This window comes from Rhizobium sp. SU303 (genome assembly GCF_021052345.1).
Taxonomy (GTDB): domain Bacteria; phylum Pseudomonadota; class Alphaproteobacteria; order Rhizobiales; family Rhizobiaceae; genus Rhizobium; species Rhizobium laguerreae.
The window spans coordinates 3,270,134-3,287,839 of sequence record NZ_CP088095.1 but is presented as its reverse complement, the minus strand read 5'-3'; the positions used below and the strand labels follow the sequence as shown (position 1 = coordinate 3,287,839).

The window sequence follows — 17,706 nt, the reverse complement described above, 5'->3', positions numbered from 1 at the left end:
AGCGACGGAATCTTTTGATTCCGTTGGTCTAGACCCAAGCAATTGCCGAGCCATGTGAAGAAGGAGATCCGGAGTTTCCGAGTCATGATGGGCGCTCCGCCGGTTCTTCGCATTCAAGTCTAGTGGTTGAATGGCCTGATTCAAGCGGGAATCGCAAACCACTGAAATGATTAGTGACAGTAGCGATAGCCGCCCTTCCTCTCGATCACGTCGAGGTGGAAGTGGGTCTCGTGGGCGGCGTCGCTTTCGGGGTCGAGGACGGTGGTGAAGTAGAGGCAGCCGGCGGCGCTGACGGTGCGCTGGAAGGCGCCGGTGAGGGTCGAATCCTCGCGACGGGAACGGACGACGACATCCTCGCCCTTTTCGAAATGGAAGCTCGCAATATCGATGGCGTTGCCGCGGGCATGCTCGGAGATCTTGCCGGTTCCAGCGCCGTTGCGCAGGCGGCACATATAGGAGGTTGCCTGGTTGACGGTGGTGATGCGGCCCTGCTCCGGCAGGGCGGCGGAAGCTGCCGGGATCACGCTGTCCTTCATCCAGCGAGCAAGGGCAAGCGCTGCCGGGCAGCGGATCGTCGCCTCCGGCTTCAGTCTCATGCCTGGAAGGGCTTCGGAGACGATGATCGGCTTGTCGATGCCGCAGCCATTACCATCGTCGATGCGCGGCGCTTCTTTGAAGACGACGCCCAGGGACTGGAGTGCAGCCGTGCATTCGGCATGCTCGGCATCGCTTTCGGGTTCGATCGTCAGGTGTTGCTCTTCCAGTGTCTGTTCGCCGGGCGGCTTACCTTCTTCCGTCGGCGGCTGCGAGCTTTCAGGGCTGCCCGGCGGCCGTGGCGGACCTTGCATCGGTTCTGACGGCTCGGGCTTTGACGGTGCGGCCTGCGGCGCTGGCGGCGGGTGCGGTACCGGTGCCTGCCGATCCTTTAGATCGGGTTTCGGCTGAGGGGCCGGGACCTCTTCGGGCGCGGGCGGCTCCACCTCCGAGGACGGGGAGGTGGGGCTGGTCGCCTGTCCGGCATCTGGCCGAGGTTCGGGCACCGGGCCTCGCGGGGGCAGGCGGGCGCCGGCAAGAAAGACGGTTGCGGCGAGAAGGATCGCCAATGTCGAAAGTTTTCTCAACGCGTCCGATTCCTCATATCCGTGGCTAAAGACAACGCATGAGGGCGTTTTTCGTTGCAATTGTGCAACGTCACTGAAGTTCGCTAAAACTTGATGCATATATTCAACATAAACCGGCGACTTATGTTGACAGCGCTCCTCATGTTTTTTATGCGGCAAAAAGAAGGCGGAGTTCCACTTCGTCTTCATCCGCAAAAGCCCAGCCAGCCCCTCGAGCGTGCGAAACGCCACGACCAGCCAGCCCGGTAATCATCATGAGAGGGTAGGTTATGATCGTCCGGCATTGGCGTTCGGTTCTATTGGTCTGCACGGCAGCCACAGTTGTTCTTCCCGTTTCGCAGTCTTTCGCGCAAAGCGCTCCGGCAACAGCGCCGCAAGCCACGACGGAGGACAGCACCGTCCTGCAAAAGATCGTCGTCAAGGGCAAACGAGTGGCGCCGGGCAGCGTCGCCGACACGCCGCTTGCCACCGAGATCACCGCGAAGCAGCTCGAAGAAAAGCAGGTCACCAATTTTGACGATATCGGCCGCAGCATCGATGCAGGCGTAAATTATTCGCGTGGTGACGCAGGCTTCAACCTGCGCGGCCTTTCCGGCGCTCGCATCCTGACCACCATTGACGGCATTCCGATCCCGTATATTTCGAACAGCTCGCGCCAGGGTGCCTTTGCGCCGGCCAACGCCAACGGCGGCGGCGACACCTTCGATTTCGATTCACTGTCCTCGCTCGATATCGTGCGCGGCGCGGATTCGAGCAAGGGCGGTTCCGGCATGCTCGGCGGCGCCATTGTTCTCAATACGCTGGAGCCGGAGGATCTCATTCCTGAAGGCCGGGATTGGGGTGCGATCGTCAAGTCGACCTATGACAGCGAAGACCGCAGCATTTCCGGCTCGGCCGCCGCTGCCAAGAAGATCGGCAACACGTCGATCCTCTTTCAGGGCGGCTACCGCAAGGGCCATGAACGCGACAATATGGGCACCAACGACAGCTACGGTGCTTTTCGCACCGAGGCGAATCCGGCTGATTTCGATCAGAACAACCTGCTCTTCAAACTACGCCAGGAGCTGGAAGGCGGCCATCGCATCGGCTTGACAGCGGAACGATTCCGCCGCGATCTTAAGACCGACCTGCGCCAACTCCAGGGAGGCACCAGTCCTCGCAACTTCATGATCGACAATTATGACGGTCGCGAACTGCGTGACCGCGATCGCGTATCGCTCGATTATGATTATGAAGCGCAGTCCTCCGACGCGTTCTTCAGCAGTGCGCGTGCCACGCTCTATTGGCTGGATTTGAAGAAGGAAGCCGGCAGCAGGGGCCGTACGACCGCCAATGTGGCCTATGGACGTAACAACGAGATTGAAAACGAAACCTGGGGCTTCAGTGGCACGGCAACGAAGGATTTCGAATATTCCGGTCTCAGCCACTCCGTTCGGGTGGGCCTCGACGTTGGCGTTTCGAGCTGGAGCCAGTATAGCTGGGCACTTTGCCCGACGCCCACAACGTGCCCGGCGCTAAATAACCAGGCGGAAGTGCCCAATGTCGACAGCCAGAATCTTGGGCTTGTTGTCGAAGACAAGATCGAAATCGGCAATACCGGCTTCGCGCTGACACCCGGTTTCCGCTTTGACTGGTTCAACTACAATCCCTCGACCGGCGGGAGTTTCGCAAGCAATACCGGGCTTACCCGTTTCGGGGACCTGAACGACCGAACGGAAGCCGGCCTGTCACCGAAGATTCTTGCGACATACGACCTGACACCTGACGTGCAGCTCTACATGCAGCTGGCCGTTGGCTTCCGCGCACCCACCGTGGACGAACTCTACAGCCGCTTCTACAACCCGACGGGCCGCTACGCCCAGCTCGGCAATCCCGATCTGGAACCCGAAATCGGCCGCGGCGTCGAAATCGGCGCTAATTTTGACACGGGCGATTTTACCGGTCGGGTCGCGGCCTTCCATACCCGCTACCAGAACTTTATCGAGACAGTGGCGACGAGGGATGTGACCGGCTTCACGGAGTTCAATTACACGAACGTAGCAGCTGCAACGATCTCGGGTATCGAAGCCAGCGCAGCCAAAACGTTCAACAACGGCGTCAACCTGCACGCTTCACTTGCCTATGCTTACGGTAGGAATGAAGAAACCACACAGCGCCTGCGCTCAGTAGCGCCGTTCAAGGCAATCGTCGGCGGCGGCTGGAGCAATGAAACTTTCGGCTTCGATCTGTCTTCGACGCTTTCGGCTGGCATGCTAACCGACCATCTCGATACCGTCGGCTCGCCTCCCGACACGACCTTCGATGCGCCCGGTTATGGTATCGTCGATCTGACGGCATGGTGGACGCCGGAGCAGATGAAGGGCCTGCGTATCCAGGGGGGTGTCTACAACATCTTTGATCAGGAACATTACAACGCACTGGCCGTGCGCGAGGTCAATCTGAGCTCGGCGACGGCGTCCCAGCCGCAGGAGTGGTATTCGGAGCCGGGTCGTACGTTCAAGGTCTCGATCACCAAGACTTTCTGATCGCGATCACGCCTTCAAGGCTGGGGAGGGGCGGCTTTCGGGCCGCCCTTTTTCAATCCCGCATTCGCCTCTTGCGCAATCGCTGATCTCAGGCTAACAATTTTTCATGATCAAGTCCTTGAACATTGCTGTTTGGTGGTGGGTTCGCTAAGGCGGCCTCGACCAATCGTGTCCAAAGACGACGAGTGAGCCGCCCGAAACTTCGAGGCGGCTTTTTTTGTTTTATGGCCGCCTGTCGTCCGGGCCCCGATAACGGAGTGGAACAATGGTAACGATCCTGCGGGATGATGGTGCGGAAATCTACGAGACCAAGGGCGGCATATCCGTCACGCGGCAGCGGCGGGCGATCCCCTACGGCGATGCGGTCTCTTCCTATGTCGACAAGCTCGACGAGCGCCGCGGCGCGGTGTTTTCGTCGAACTACGAATATCCGGGCCGCTATACGCGCTGGGATACCGCTGTCGTCGATCCGCCGCTCGGCATCTCTTCCTTCGGGCGCGACGTCTGGATCGAGGCCTATAATGAACGCGGCGAGGTGATCCTCGGCTTCGTGACCGAGCGGCTGAAGACTGTGTCCGACATCGTGCTCGGCGCTTCCTCGGCCCGCCGCCTCGACCTCACCGTCAAGACGCCGGACCGGGTGTTCACCGAGGAAGAACGTTCGAAGATGCCGACGGTCTTCACCGTGCTGCGCGCCGTTACCGACCTGTTTTATTCGCAGGCGGATGCGAGCCTCGGCTTCTACGGCGCCTTCGGATACGACATCGCCTTCCAGTTCGACGCGATCGATCTGAAGCTGACACGACCCTCCGACCAGCGCGACATGGTGCTCTACCTGCCGGACGAGATCCTCGTCGTCGACAACTACGCCGCCAAGGCCTGGGTCGATCGTTACGACTTCGAAAAAGACGGCGTGACGACCGAGGGCAAGGCCCAAGATATCTCAGCGGAGCCCTTCAAACACACGGATGCCATTCCGCCGAAGAGCGATCACCGGCCGGGCGAATATGCCGAGCTCGTCACCAAGGCGAAGGAAAGTTTCCGCAAGGGCGACCTTTTCGAAGTCGTGCCCGGGCAGAAATTCATGGAGCGCTGCGACAGCAAGCCGTCCGACATTTCAAAGCGGCTGAAGGCGATCAATCCGTCGCCCTATTCCTTCTTCATCAATCTCGGCCATCAGGAATATCTGGTCGGCGCCTCGCCCGAAATGTTCGTGCGTGTTTCCGGCCGTCGCATCGAGACCTGCCCGATTTCGGGCACGATCAAGCGCGGCGACGACCCGATCGCCGACAGCGAGCAGATCCTGAAGCTCCTGAATTCCAAGAAGGACGAGTCCGAGCTCACCATGTGCTCGGATGTCGACCGCAACGACAAAAGCCGGGTCTGCGAGCCGGGTTCGGTCAAGGTGATCGGCCGCCGGCAGATCGAGATGTATTCGCGCCTTATCCACACGGTCGACCATATCGAAGGGCGGCTGCGCGACGACATGGACGCTTTCGACGGGTTCCTCAGCCACGCCTGGGCCGTCACCGTCACCGGCGCCCCGAAGCTCTGGGCGATGCGCTTCATCGAGAGCCATGAAAAGAGCCCACGCGCATGGTATGGTGGAGCGATCGGCATGGTCGGCTTCAACGGCGACATGAACACCGGCCTGACGCTGCGCACCGTGCGCATCAAGGACGGTATCGCCGAGGTGCGCGCCGGTGCGACGCTGCTCAACGATTCCATTCCTGACGAAGAAGAAGCCGAAACAGAACTGAAGGCCTCTGCCATGCTTTCCGCCATCCGAGACGCCAAGACGGGCAATTCCGGCAGGATCCAGCGCGACGTTGCGAGCGTCGGCAAGGGCGTCAGCATCCTGCTCGTCGATCACGAAGACAGCTTCGTCCACACGCTCGCCAATTACTTCCGCCAGACGGGGGCGACGGTTTCGACCGTGCGTACGCCGGTGCCGGAGGAAATCTTCGACCGGCTGAACCCGGACCTCGTCGTGCTGTCGCCCGGACCCGGAACGCCCAAGGATTTCGACTGCAAGGCGACGATCAAGAAGGCGCGGGCGCGCAACCTGCCGATCTTCGGCGTCTGCCTCGGTCTGCAGGCTCTGGCGGAAGCCTATGGCGGGGAACTGCGCCATCTGGCGCTGCCGATGCACGGCAAGCCCTCGCGCATCCGCGTGCTGGAGCCGGGCATCGTCTTCTCCGGCCTTGCCAAGGAGGTGACGGTCGGCCGCTACCACTCGATCTTCGCCGACCCCTCGACGCTGCCGCGCGAGTTCATCATCACGGCGGAAAGCGACGACGGCACAATCATGGGCATCGAACACGCCAAGGAACCGATCGCCGCGGTGCAGTTCCATCCGGAGTCGATCATGACGCTCGGCGGCGATGCCGGGATGCGGATGATCGAAAATGTCGTGGCGCATCTGGCGCGCAAGGTGAAGACGAAGGCTGCCTAAGGATTTCGCCGGTTATTTGGCCTGCCCTTTCCCCGACTGCGGGGAGGGGCAGGCCGTTTTCGAAAGGCCGGTTGACTTCTTCAGGCAAATCAGAACATTTCAGGAACGATCAATCGGGATATTCGACGTGGCCAATGCTGAAAAGTTCATCGTTCTTCCCTATCGCAAGAACCGCGGCAATCTCGTCCCCGGTGAAATGCGCCAGGCATCGAACTCCGTCAGCGCGGAGAAAATCGCCTCGGCGATGTCGGAGCGTTTCGTCGGCGTGGCGGCTTATGCCGTGATCGTCGATGAGGAAACCGGGGATATGTCCTCGCCGCGGCTGCTTGCAAAATACGGTGAGATTGCCGATCTCAACGCCGCCTGAGGCGCAGTTTTCACTATGGAGACGTCGCTCTACTTGCCGGTTAAAGCTTTCCTGGAGGCGGCGGATTATGTCGTAAAGGGTGAGGTCGGCGGGTGCGATCTCGTGGGCCTCAGCGATGCCGAGCCGCCGGTCGTGGTGGTCTGCGAACTCAAGCTCTCCTTCAACCTCGAACTGCTTCTCCAGGCGGTCGACCGCGCGGCGATGAGCGATGAGGTCTGGATCGCGGCCCGCGTCTCCGCCAAGGGTCGGGGGCGGGAGACCGACAAACGCTATCGCGATCTCTGCCGCAGGCTCGGCATCGGCATGCTCGGCGTCTCCGATGCCGGCGAGGTCAGCATCATCGTCAGTTCCGTCTCGCCGATGCCGCGAACCAATCCCAAGCGGCGCACGCGCCTCGTCAAGGAGCATCAGCGCCGCCACGGCGATCCCGCCGTCGGCGGCAGCACGCGGGCGCCAATCATGACCGCCTATCGTCAGCAGGTGCTGCTCTGCGCCGCCGCAATCGAGCGTGGGGTCGGGCGGCCGCGGGATATGAAGGCTCAGGTGCCCAATGCCGGCCGAATCCTGCTGGACAACGTCTACGGATGGTTCGAACGCAAGGAGAAGGGCGTCTACGCCCTGACGCCTGCAGGGCAGGCGGCGCTCTTGCGCTGGCCGCAGACTATTCTCTCCGAGCCTGCTCCTTGAGCCACGCGAAAGGGGAACCTCATTGCCCTTTGACAAATCCGCCGTCTTCCCCCATATCACCTTCAACTGAACCGCCTGCGCGACATTCGCGTGGGCGGTTTTGCGTTTCAACGGCTTGAATTCTGCAATTCATTCGCAACCGCAGGGGAACGATATGAGTGACAACGGCGATCTTACGGTTCGCAAGCTGGCGATGTGGGGGATTCCGCTGTCGCTCGGCGTCATGGGGCTGAAGATGGTGGCCTGGTGGGTCACCGGGTCGGTGGCGCTGCTGTCGGACGGGCTCGAATCGTCGGTCAACGTCGTTGCCGCCTTCATCGCCTTCTTCGTCATCCGCTATGCGCAGAAGCCGGCTGACCACGACCATCCCTTCGGTCATCACAAGGCGGAATACCTGTCTGCCGTCACCGAGGGCGTACTGATCGTCGTCGCTGCCCTGCTGATCGTCAACGAGGCGGTTGGCTATCTCGCCGAGCCACGCATGCTGGACGCACCTGTGCTCGGCCTTGCGATCAACTTCGCGGCCGGTGTCATCAATGCGATCTGGGCGCGGCTGCTGATCCGGGCCGGGCGAAAACACCGCTCGGCGGCGCTGACGGCGGACGGCCAGCATATCATGTCCGATGTGGTGACCTCGGTCGGCGTGCTCGTCGGCCTGCTGCTGGCGCTGGCGACCGGTTATGCGATCTTCGACCCGGTGCTTGCCATCCTCGTTGCCGTCAACATTCTCTATCAGGGCTGGAAGGTGATCTCGCAGTCGATCGGCGGGCTGATGGATCATGCGGTCGAACCGCAGGAGGAGGAAGCGATCAAACAGGCGATTGCCACCCACGCGGAGGGCTCGATCGGCGTGCATGACCTGAAAACGAGGCGGGCAGGCACCGTCACCTTCATCGATTTCCACATGGTGGTGCCTGGCGGGATGTCGGTGCGGCAGGCGCATGATATATGCGACCGCCTTGAGGATGCCATCAGGGCGGTGCACGAGGGCGCCACTATCGCAATTCATGTGGAGCCGGAGGGCGAAAAGGCTCACGGCATCCGCGTCAAAGTTGTCAAGGAGACATGATGCCGAGTACCGATGTTTCCAGCCTGTCGATGCTGGGTCAGCAGACCGAAACCGCGCAATCGCCGGAGGAGGCAATGCTTGAGAAAGTGCCGTCCAACCATGCCGACACCGATTACGTCGTGCGCTTCACCGCGCCGGAATTCACTTCGCTCTGCCCGATGACCGGGCAACCGGATTTCGCTCATATCGTCATCGACTACATTCCGGGCGAATGGCTGGTGGAATCGAAGTCGCTGAAGCTCTTCCTGCATTCCTTCCGCAATCACGGCGCTTTCCACGAGGATTGCTCGATCTACATCGCCAAGCGCATCGTCGAGTTGCTCGATCCCAGGTGGCTCAGGATCGGCGCCTACTGGTATCCGCGCGGAGGCATCCCGATCGACGTCTTCTGGCAGACGGGCAAGCCGCCGGAAGGCGTGTGGCTGCCGGAACAGGGCGTTGCCACCTACCGCGGCCGTGGGTGAGCTGCGTTCGGGCGCAGCCCGAGCAATCGATCCAGTGAATCGATTGCAGCAGCGAACGCCCTGAGCCGAAGCGAAGGGCCGGGCGACGATGCAGCAATATCAACCGCTGCCCATCTCTACCCCGCTAGATCTCACACATCCGTAACATCGTCGCCGGACGAGTCGTCGGTGGAATCGCTGCCGCCGTCGTAATCGGCCTGCTGCAGGTTGGCATCGTTATCATCGCCTGTGCTGTCGGAGGCTTGGCGGGTGTCATCGTTGCCGTAATAGTTGTTGATGACGGTTTCCTCGGTCGGTGCGCTGGCATTGCCGAGGGGATTGGCGCCGAACGGCGAACCCAAGCCGAGCGAGGACATGTGGTTGCCGAAGATGCCGCTCAGCGAATTGGCAAGCAGCATGCCGCCGGCCACGCCCGCTGCCGTGCCGAGCGCGCCGTGCAGGAAGCTGCCGCCTGCCGACGGCGCAGAGGCCTGCTGGGTCCAGGGGCCGGTCGGCTGTTGCGGCGGCTGGCGGAAATCGCGGTCGTAGCCGCGGGACTGCTGGCCCCAGGGACCTGCGTTGGAGGGGCCTGGATTGGAGGGAACTGGGGCCGGCTGCTGCGCCTGGGTATTGCCGAAAATCGAGCTCAGGAAGCCGCCGCCCTGTTCGGCTTGGCGGTGTTCGCTCTCGCCGGCTTCCAACTGCCGGACACGCTCTTCGAGATCCTTGATATGATTGGCGGCCGCCTCCAGCCCCTTTTCCTGAACGATGACGGCCTGGGCCAGATAATAGGTGGCGGAGGGCTGTTCGCGCGTCGCCTGGTCGATCAGGGCTTCGGCGTCGCGGTCGCGCGGTGTGGCCGCGGCGGTGCGTACGCGGTCGAAGAGGGCGGTCAGCAATTGGCGTTCTTCGGGTGACATGTCCTGCCTCCTAATGATCTGATGCGGTATTTGCCGCGTGAGGTTGAGGTAGGAACCGATTTAGGCTTTTCAAAGCCTTTCGCCGTTACAATTCAGTAAGGCTTGCAGAACGGCGTGCGGCTTCTTAAGGATATCTCCATCGCTTCGGTGCCTTGTGTTTTTCCCGCATTGTTTTAGGCATTGAGTCGCACTATGTGCGAGGAACCCGAATTCATCTCCAAGAGGTTCGAATGAACGACGAAGACCAGGACGACAAGACGAAGGAACTGCCGCTCGGCAAGGAAACGGAGGCGAATCTTTTCAAGTCGCGTTCGATCTTCATCTACGGACCGATCAATCAGGAATTGGCGCAGAAGGTCTGCTCGCAGCTTGTGGCGCTTGCCGCGGCCAGCGACGAGGACATCCGCATCTATGTCAATTCGCCCGGCGGCCACGTCGAATCCGGCGATTCCATTCATGACATGATCAAGTTCATCAAGCCGAAGGTCTGGATGATCGGTACCGGCTGGGTCGCATCGGCCGGCGCGCTGATCTATGTCGCCACTCCGAAGGAACGGCGCCTGTGCCTGCCGAACACGCGCTTCCTGCTGCATCAGCCCTCCGGCGGCACGCGCGGCATGGCATCCGACATCGAAATCCAGGCACGCGAGATCATCAAGATGAACGAGCGCCTGAACAGGATCATGGCGGAGGCCACTGGCCAGCCGCTCGACAAGATCGACAAGGATACGGATCGCGACTACTGGCTTTCGGCCGAGGAGGCGAAGGATTATGGCCTCGTTTCACGGATCGTCACATCGCAGGCCGATATCTAAGTTTTATCAGCCAAAGCTGCCAAGAACCCGCCCTTGCCTGCCCATCGCAGGTGAGGGCGTTCTGTTTTTGGATAGCGCTTGAACGGAGATGGGTTCCTATCGACAAGGTCTGAACGGAAAGCACTGAATCCGGACTTGCGCCCGCGGCAACCATCATGCTCCATGCGCCATTCGCGCAGCTCGAGTCCCGCCATGCTCAAAGATTTTTCCGTCCAAGCCCTGTTCATGGGGTTGCTGACCGCCTTCGTCGGTTCCGCCAGTTCCTTCGCCGTCGTGCTGCACGGGCTTGAGGCGGTTGGCGCCACGGATGCGCAGGCGGCATCCGGGCTGATGGCATTGTCGATCTCCATGGGCATCTGCGCGATCGTGCTGAGTGCCGTGACGCGATTACCGATCAGTATTGCCTGGTCGACGCCGGGCGCCGCGCTGCTGGCAAGCACCGGGGCGATCGAGGGCGGCTTCAATGCTGCGGTCGGGGCATTCCTGGTCTGTGCTGCGCTGATCATTGTCGCTGGGCTGTTCAAGCCGCTCGGCCGGGCGGTTGCCGCCATTCCCGCGCCGCTTGCCAATGCGATGCTTTCCGGCGTGCTGATCGGCCTCTGCTTCGCGCCGGTGAAGGCAATCGGCTTCAATCCGCTGTTCGGGCTGCCGATCGTTCTCGCCTGGATCGTTGTCGGCGCCTTCAAGCGGCTCTGGGCGGTGCCGGCAGCACTCGCGGCCTTCGTGCTGGTGCTTGTCTTCGGCGTCGATATTCCCGAGGGCGCATTCGCCTCGCTCGAACGATCGCTGGTGCCGACGGCCGAAGTCGTCCGGCCGGTGTTCAACCTTGCTGCTTTCATCTCGATCGCGCTGCCGCTCTTCATCGTCACCATGGCCTCGCAGAACATTCCCGGCGTCGCGGTGCTGAAGGTCAATCACTACGATCCGAAGCCCGGTCCGCTCTTTGCCGTCACCGGCTTCTTCTCGCTGCTCTCGGCGCCGTTCGGCGGCCACGCGGTCAATCTGGCGGCGATCACTGCGGCGATGTGCGCGGGCCAAGATGCCCATGCCGATCCGAAGCGTCGCTACTGGGCATCACTGATCGCCGGCGTCGGTTATATCATTCTCGGGCTGCTCGCCGGCGCGGTGACGGCCTTCGTCGCGCTCGCGCCCTCCATCCTGATCGAGGCGGTGGCGGGGCTGGCGCTGGTCGGCGCCTTCTCGTCCTCGGCAATGTCGGCTTTCCAGGCGCCGGACTCGCGCGAGGCGGCGGCAATCACCTTCCTCGTCACCGCCTCCGGCGTTTCTTTCGGCGGTATTTCCGGCGCCTTCTGGGGCCTGATCGCCGGTGGGCTGATGCTCGCGCTGTCGCGGCTGGTGAAGATTTGGAAAGACCGAGCCCAGTCGAGGTAGCGGAAGGTCGTTCTGCTCTCCAAATGCCGGATCCTGGCGCTTTCAGGCAACTCCGCCGGCAATAAGCGGGCAGCTCGTCGAATGTTGGCTACGACCAAAGGCCGGGCAAGGACTTGCCAGCGTCACCGCCCGAGGTTATAAGCGCGGTCATGAAGACCACTGGCGCCAGAATTTCTGACACGATTGCACGCGGCCGCATCGCCCTGCGTGACGTCTCGCGCGCCCTGACCTCGCTTCTTCTCCTCGGCCTTACGCGCGGTTGCCGGGTCCTTTGAGGAGCGCCCGGCGGCCGAAAGCCCGCCCGGCCATCGCTCCTCGCGACTCACTTTCAAAATTGACCTAACGACCGACAAGGTCCGCATTTGTTTATCGCCAAGGCCGACGTGATCGGCTAAGAGCGGGCAAATGCCGGGACGAGGAGACGATACGATGGACGCGAAGACGCAATCCCCCCGAGATAAGATGGCCTCCAAGAGCGAGATGAGCCCCGCAAAAGGCATGCCAGACGCCGCGGTGAAATACCGGGCCTATCCGCAGGTGAACATTCCCGACCGCACATGGCCGACGAAGACCATTACCAAAGCGCCGGTCTGGTGCTCGGTCGACCTGCGCGACGGCAACCAGGCGCTCGTCGACCCGATGGGCCACGATCGCAAGGCGCGCATGTTCCATTTGCTGATCGAGATGGGCTTCAAGGAAATCGAGATCGGTTTCCCCTCGGCTTCGCAGACCGATTTCGACTTTGCCCGCTGGTGCGTGGAGGAGGGCAATGTGCCCGACGACGTCTCCCTGCAGGTGTTGGTACAGTGCCGCCCGGAACTCATCACCCGCACCTTCGAAGCGCTGGAAGGCGCAATCCGGCCGATCGTGCATTTCTACAACTCCACCAGCGAGTTGCAGCGCCGCGTCGTCTTCGCCAAGGATGTGCAGGGCATCAAGCAGATCGCCGTCGATGCCGCCAAGATGATCACCGATATGGCCACGAAGGCTGGCGGCGGTTACCGTTTCGAATATTCCCCGGAGAGCTTTACCGGCACGGAACTCGATGTGGCGCTGGAGATCTGCAACGCCGTCATCGAGGTCGTCAAGCCGACGCCCGATAACAAGCTGATCATCAACCTGCCGTCCACCGTCGAGATGGCGACGCCGAACGTCTATGCCGACCAGATCGAATGGATGTGCCGCAACCTCGACAATCGCGAGAACCTGATCGTTTCGCTGCATCCGCATAACGATCGCGGCACCGGCATTGCTGCCGCCGAACTGGCACTGCTGGCAGGTGCCGACCGCGTCGAAGGCACGCTGTTCGGCAACGGCGAGCGTACCGGCAATGTCGACATGGTGACGATGGCGCTGAACATGTTCACGCAAGGCGTCGATCCCGAGATCGACTGCTCGAATATCGAGCGCATCAAGGAAGTGTTCGAATATTCGAACCAGATGGCGATCGGCGAACGTCATCCCTATGTCGGCGAACTGGTCTATACGGCCTTTTCCGGATCGCATCAGGACGCGATCAACAAGGGCATGAAGGCAGCACAGGTCGCTAACCATCCGGTGTGGGAGGTCCCGTACCTGCCGATCGATCCGCGCGATGTCGGTCGTTCCTATGAGGCGATCATCCGCATCAACTCTCAGTCCGGCAAAGGCGGCATCGCCTATATCCTGCAGCAGGATTACGGGCTGAACCTGCCGCGCAACCTGCAGGTGGAATTCCGCGAGGATATCCAGCGCATCACCGACGTAGAGGGCAAGGAGCTTCCGTCCCGGCGCATCTACGACCGCTTCATCGAGCGCTACGTGACGCAGCCGGAGGGCCGCCTGCGCTTCATCGACCATCACACCTATCCCGACACCGAGCACAAGGGCCAGCGGATCGTCGCAGCCGAGATTACCGACAATGGGGAGATCAAGCGCATCGAAGGGCGCGGCAACGGTCCGATCGACGGCTTCATCAATGCGCTGTCGCATTATCTCGGCATCGAGATGTCGGTCGAGGACTATTCCGAGCATTCGCTCCAGCATGGCTCGAACGCGGCGGCGATCTCCTATGTCGAGACCTCCTATCCCGGCGGCAAACTCTTCGGCGCCGGCATCAATACCAACATCGTCGCGGCATCGCTCGAAGCGATCGTCTCGGCCGCTAACCGCGTGCTCGACGTGAAGGCCGGCAAGGCCTGATTTCGGAAGGCCTCAGGCCGCCACCGCAATCTGCATAATTCCTTAAATGGGAATCGATTAAGGATAAAATTATGCAGGATTCAAAGTGTTACAGCGTCCTATGCGCGTCTGAAAAGACGCGCGGCGCTGCAGCGCGGCGCGGTAGCGATCCAATCTGACCACGTGCCGCCGTTGACTTCTCGTAACTGACAACAAAGAAACTGTCGCTCTGGACGCATTTAATCTTGAGCCAGTTCGCCGCGCTACCGGCGCTCTTCCGGGCCCGACAGCCCCTGCGGCGAGGCAGGTTTTCCGCTTATGGGGCTTATGCCGAATGTGGCCTTGGCAGCTTGCCCCGCGCGTTGGAAGAAACGAATTTCTGTGGCGATGCTTTCGCGGAACGGATCGGTTTGGTTGAAGTAGTCGCGGTCCAGACCGAGCTTTGCACCGTCTGCATCGCCCTCGTAGTAGGTGCCGAAGAAATGATCCCAGATCGGGAAATAATTGGCGAAATTCTTGTCGTGATGTTCCCGCACTCGGGAGTGATGGATGAAGTGGTCGCGTGGTGACTGGATCACGTATTTGCCAAACCAGCCATGCCAGGGAATGGCACTGTGCTTGACCAGACCAATGGCGCCAAAGGTGATGGTCACGAAGGCAAATTCGGCCGTTGGCAGGCCGACAAGCAGCGCCGGAACGACCATGATGGCCATGTTTATGGCCTTCTCCAGCGGATGCTCCCGCGACGAAGTCAGCGCGTTGAACTCTTCGGCTGCGTGGTGAAATTCGTGCAGTCGCCATAGTACGGGCAGCCGGTGCATCAACCGATGCTGCCAGTAGCTCAAGAAGTCTGTCAGCACTAGGAACAAGAGAACATGTGCCCAGCCTGGCAGCCTCGCGGCAAGGTCCAGGTGGGGGGCATCCTGAGCCGCGCGGGTGATGGCATAGGACAGACCAAATGATGCGAGCGCCGCGAATAGCGTAATCATTCCCGTCGCCTGAAGGACGAAATAGACGATGTCGGTGATTGTGGATTTGCTGCGTTCGAAGAAAACCCGACGGAACCCGGAATTGCCGAACCCCACATAGGTGAGTTCCACCGCGAAAACCGTCAGAACCAGGCCTATGGAAATGGCGAAACTGAGCGCCATTGCCCTACCATTCAGATAGTAAGTGTTATAAAAAAAGCTTCCAAGCTTGTGCAGGCAGTACTCGACTAACTCCATGCCGCTGCTCCAAAACACGAACTCGTACAGCTTAGTTCTGACGATGCGCTTTTGCCAGATTGCTCAAAGGACGATCAGGGCGTCCTTTTGATGTATTACCAGCGGTGGAAGTGCAGTCCCGGGAGGCATGCTGGAGGGTCGAGGAGTATTATGAAAAGTTGAAAGTAATGCATGGGCGGTAGGAGCCTTCGGACCTACGCGGTGCTAGGCAGACGGAGTCGCCGCTTCGATCCCACGCTCGATCTTTTTCGTCAGAACGAACAAGAAGTTTCCAAGAGCCTCTGCGAACTCCACGGATTGAGCGGCCTGCGCCGGCGCGACGTGAGGTTCGTCCGCATCAGCATGCCGGGGACGATTTGATCCAAGGCGGACCGCGTGTGCCCACTCTCCCATACCCTTTGTCAAACCGCGTCCGCCACCGCTTTGTCGATCCGAGAGTACAAGCTGCCAACCGGGTAACCGACCTCTTTCAACATTGCGTCAACAGCGCTCCCTGCCACCATTGCCGCAGCGTCAGGAGCGCTCAATGTCTGATACGCTTGTTGAAGATAGGTTCTTACGCGGTCCGGCAAGTCCTCGTGCGCAGTCTTCGGCGCTGGAAAAATCCCGGTGACATCAAATTGCTTTCCGTTCCACCGGCCAGACACCGTGCTGATGGCACCACAAGCGGTACAGCAGTAAGCGGCCCAATTTGACGTCTGGCCGCCATCATTTCTAACCGTCCCCCTGAGCTGGCCCAAACCCTAAATAGATGTGGGGAGGCCACCCCACAGTGCGGACAGCGAGGTACCCGATTCAGCTGGGCACCCATCATTGACGCATTGCTATTGTCGCGCTCAGTATGCATGCCGGGCTCCTCAGAGGACCCCCGCCGCATCTCTGCGACGGGGGTTCCTGTTACTTCTTCCGGTAGAACATGTCGTAGATCGTCAGCAAAAGGGCGAGGATACCTGCGACCCCTGAAGCGATTCCGACGGCCTGGTTGATGTCCATGGCCTATCCTTTCGAAGCGCCGAAAGGATAGTCTTGCGCGGTGTTGTCTCCATACCGCTCGGCATCATGCTCCGGCAATCAGATCGCGGTGGCGATCTCCATGGCGAGCTGGCCGAGCGTTGCTTCGGCGGAGGGGCCGGCGAGCACATAGGAGGTGCCGGCATTGTGCCAGGTCACGAGGCCGATCTCGTCCTTGATCGTTTCCTTGAAGTCGTCGGTCTCCGGCGGCTGTGCGTCCTTGCGGAAGCAAATGGAGATGATGTCGCCATCGGAATTAGAATAGACGAGCTGTCCGACAGGGCGGCTATCGCCAAGGATGACGCGTGCACCCTGGAAGGTCCAGGCTTCGGCGCTCAGATCCGGCACGCGGAAGGGCACGCCGATCGCCGTCGTCAGCCAGCTGGAGATTTCCTCGGCCTGCGAGGCGGGCACTTCGACGAGATGACGGGGCTGGCGGATCAGCAGGCGTTGATAGGCGGTGACGTCGCCCAGCCAGTCGCTGGTATTGGCCGGTGCCGCATTGGTGGTAGCCGTGCTGGCAATCTCGTCGGCATCCGGCGCGGTGCCGACGAAATAGCCGATACCGCAACCGACGACAAAGAGGATGAGCGCGGCGGCCAGTGCCTGCGGGCCGCTCGGCGCCAGTTTCACTTGCGGGCGCGTGGCGCGCTGGGCGATCGGCGTTTTCGGCGGCTGCGTGCTCTTGATCGAGCGGACGAGGGCGAGCGGTACAGGCTCCTTCAGGATATCGTCGAGGCGGCGGCGGCCGAAATCAGCCCCGTGACGCAGCTTCTCATGCAGTCGGCGTGCATTCTCGTCGCTTGCCAGACGCTGCTCCAGTTCTTGCCGCTGTTCGGGCGAGACTTCGCCGTCGAGAAGAGCGGTGAGCTGGGCTTCGAGCGGCAATTTCCTAAGATCGAGCAAATTCAGAACCTGTGGATGGGGTGGGTGCCGCCAAGCCCGGCGAAATGCAGCCTCGCGGTCGCGAGCTGCGAGACGACGTTTGCCACCGGAATACCCATGATGTCGGCCGCCTGCTGGTAGCTGTGGCCTTCGACGTCGACCAGCAGGAACATGCTGGAAACGCCATCCGGCATATCGGAAATCATGTGATGGATGGTGTCGGGATCGACCGCGGCCGAGCGATCGCGCGCGGCCTCGCGAATATCGGTGACGTTGCCGCGGACGGAAGCCTTCGGCTTGCGCTTGCGGTTGTCGTCGGTCCATTGCTGGCGGGCAAGCGTGTAGATCCAGCTTTCCAGCCGGCCTTCGCCGCTCCATTGATGACCTTTGGAGACGGCGCGCTGACAGACGGTCTGAACGAGTTCATCGGCCACGGCAACCTCGCCCGCGAGCGTGATCGCGAAGCGGCGAAGGCGGGGCAGGAGGCCGACGAGATCACGCCGGAGATCGATGGTCGTTGCGGGCTGACGCATTGTCTATCCAAGAAGCATTCACAATGGTTTCGCGGACGAAGGGTTCGCCGTCGGGCGCGAAACCGACTCTATCGACGCCGTCGATGCATGCGCTTTA

At 61.1% G+C, this 17,706-nt stretch carries 14 protein-coding genes; 9 read left to right on the top strand and 5 right to left on the bottom strand.

Going from position 1 to position 17,706, the window contains the following annotated elements; translation table 11 throughout:
• Positions 1-170: 170 nt before the first annotated feature.
• A complete protein-coding gene (locus RlegSU303_RS16495) occupies positions 171-1,181 on the bottom strand; it encodes an extensin-like domain-containing protein (RefSeq protein ID WP_165507527.1) in 1,011 nt (336 codons plus the stop codon).
• 209 nt (positions 1,182-1,390) lie between these two features.
• On the opposite strand from RlegSU303_RS16495, the gene RlegSU303_RS16490 reads away from it, so the two are divergent.
• From RlegSU303_RS16490 to queF, 6 genes are all read left to right on the top strand, one after another.
• Positions 1,391-3,646 carry a TonB-dependent hemoglobin/transferrin/lactoferrin family receptor gene (locus tag RlegSU303_RS16490; RefSeq protein WP_131719289.1) on the top strand — a complete coding sequence of 752 codons (2,256 nt, stop codon included), beginning with the start codon at positions 1,391-1,393 and terminating at the stop codon, positions 3,644-3,646.
• Between the two features lie 265 nt (positions 3,647-3,911).
• Positions 3,912-6,101 carry an anthranilate synthase gene (locus RlegSU303_RS16485; protein WP_131619652.1) on the top strand — a complete coding sequence of 730 codons (2,190 nt, stop codon included), beginning with the start codon at positions 3,912-3,914 and terminating at the stop codon, positions 6,099-6,101.
• Positions 6,102-6,228: 127 nt separating this feature from the next.
• On the top strand, positions 6,229-6,468 hold the full coding sequence (locus RlegSU303_RS16480; RefSeq protein ID WP_017961519.1) for a hypothetical protein: 240 nt from the start codon (positions 6,229-6,231) through the stop codon (positions 6,466-6,468).
• 15 nt (positions 6,469-6,483) lie between these two features.
• Complete coding sequence (locus RlegSU303_RS16475) at positions 6,484-7,155, top strand: DUF2161 domain-containing phosphodiesterase (RefSeq protein WP_131719290.1); 672 nt, start codon at positions 6,484-6,486, stop codon at positions 7,153-7,155.
• 154 nt (positions 7,156-7,309) lie between these two features.
• The gene (emfA, locus tag RlegSU303_RS16470) at positions 7,310-8,224 is read left to right on the top strand and encodes a CDF family cation efflux transporter EmfA (protein ID WP_131719291.1); all 915 of its coding nucleotides are present in this window, start codon (positions 7,310-7,312) and stop codon (positions 8,222-8,224) included.
• On the top strand, positions 8,224-8,688 hold the full coding sequence (gene queF, locus RlegSU303_RS16465; RefSeq protein WP_131719292.1) for a preQ(1) synthase: 465 nt from the start codon (positions 8,224-8,226) through the stop codon (positions 8,686-8,688). Before emfA ends, queF begins: the two co-directional genes overlap by 1 nt.
• 131 nt (positions 8,689-8,819) lie before the next feature.
• Here the strand turns inward: queF and RlegSU303_RS16460 are convergent, their stop codons facing one another.
• The gene (locus RlegSU303_RS16460; protein ID WP_131719293.1) at positions 8,820-9,587 is read right to left on the bottom strand and encodes a DUF2076 domain-containing protein; all 768 of its coding nucleotides are present in this window, start codon (positions 9,585-9,587) and stop codon (positions 8,820-8,822) included.
• 230 nt (positions 9,588-9,817) lie between these two features.
• Between RlegSU303_RS16460 and RlegSU303_RS16455 the strand changes: the two genes are divergently transcribed.
• The 3 genes from RlegSU303_RS16455 to leuA all read left to right on the top strand — a co-directional run bounded on the left by RlegSU303_RS16455 (position 9,818) and on the right by leuA (position 13,975).
• The gene (locus RlegSU303_RS16455) at positions 9,818-10,402 is read left to right on the top strand and encodes an ATP-dependent Clp protease proteolytic subunit (RefSeq protein WP_017961514.1); all 585 of its coding nucleotides are present in this window, start codon (positions 9,818-9,820) and stop codon (positions 10,400-10,402) included.
• Positions 10,403-10,564: 162 nt separating this feature from the next.
• Positions 10,565-11,794: a benzoate/H(+) symporter BenE family transporter gene (locus RlegSU303_RS16450; protein ID WP_131719294.1), complete on the top strand. Its 1,230-nt coding sequence runs from the start codon at positions 10,565-10,567 to the stop codon at positions 11,792-11,794.
• 429 nt (positions 11,795-12,223) lie between these two features.
• Positions 12,224-13,975 carry a 2-isopropylmalate synthase gene (leuA, locus tag RlegSU303_RS16445; RefSeq protein ID WP_131719295.1) on the top strand — a complete coding sequence of 584 codons (1,752 nt, stop codon included), beginning with the start codon at positions 12,224-12,226 and terminating at the stop codon, positions 13,973-13,975.
• 242 nt (positions 13,976-14,217) lie between these two features.
• Here the strand turns inward: leuA and RlegSU303_RS16435 are convergent, their stop codons facing one another.
• The 3 genes from RlegSU303_RS16435 to RlegSU303_RS16425 form a co-directional block, all read right to left on the bottom strand.
• The gene (locus RlegSU303_RS16435) at positions 14,218-15,180 is read right to left on the bottom strand and encodes a sterol desaturase family protein (protein ID WP_131719296.1); all 963 of its coding nucleotides are present in this window, start codon (positions 15,178-15,180) and stop codon (positions 14,218-14,220) included.
• Positions 15,181-16,251: 1,071 nt separating this feature from the next.
• Complete coding sequence (locus RlegSU303_RS16430; protein WP_027664094.1) at positions 16,252-17,097, bottom strand: anti-sigma factor family protein; 846 nt, start codon at positions 17,095-17,097, stop codon at positions 16,252-16,254.
• A 2-nt stretch (positions 17,098-17,099) separates the two neighbouring features.
• Positions 17,100-17,609, bottom strand: coding sequence for an RNA polymerase sigma factor (locus tag RlegSU303_RS16425; RefSeq protein ID WP_094088766.1), 510 nt, complete (start codon positions 17,607-17,609; stop codon positions 17,100-17,102).
• Positions 17,610-17,706 lie beyond the last annotated feature (97 nt).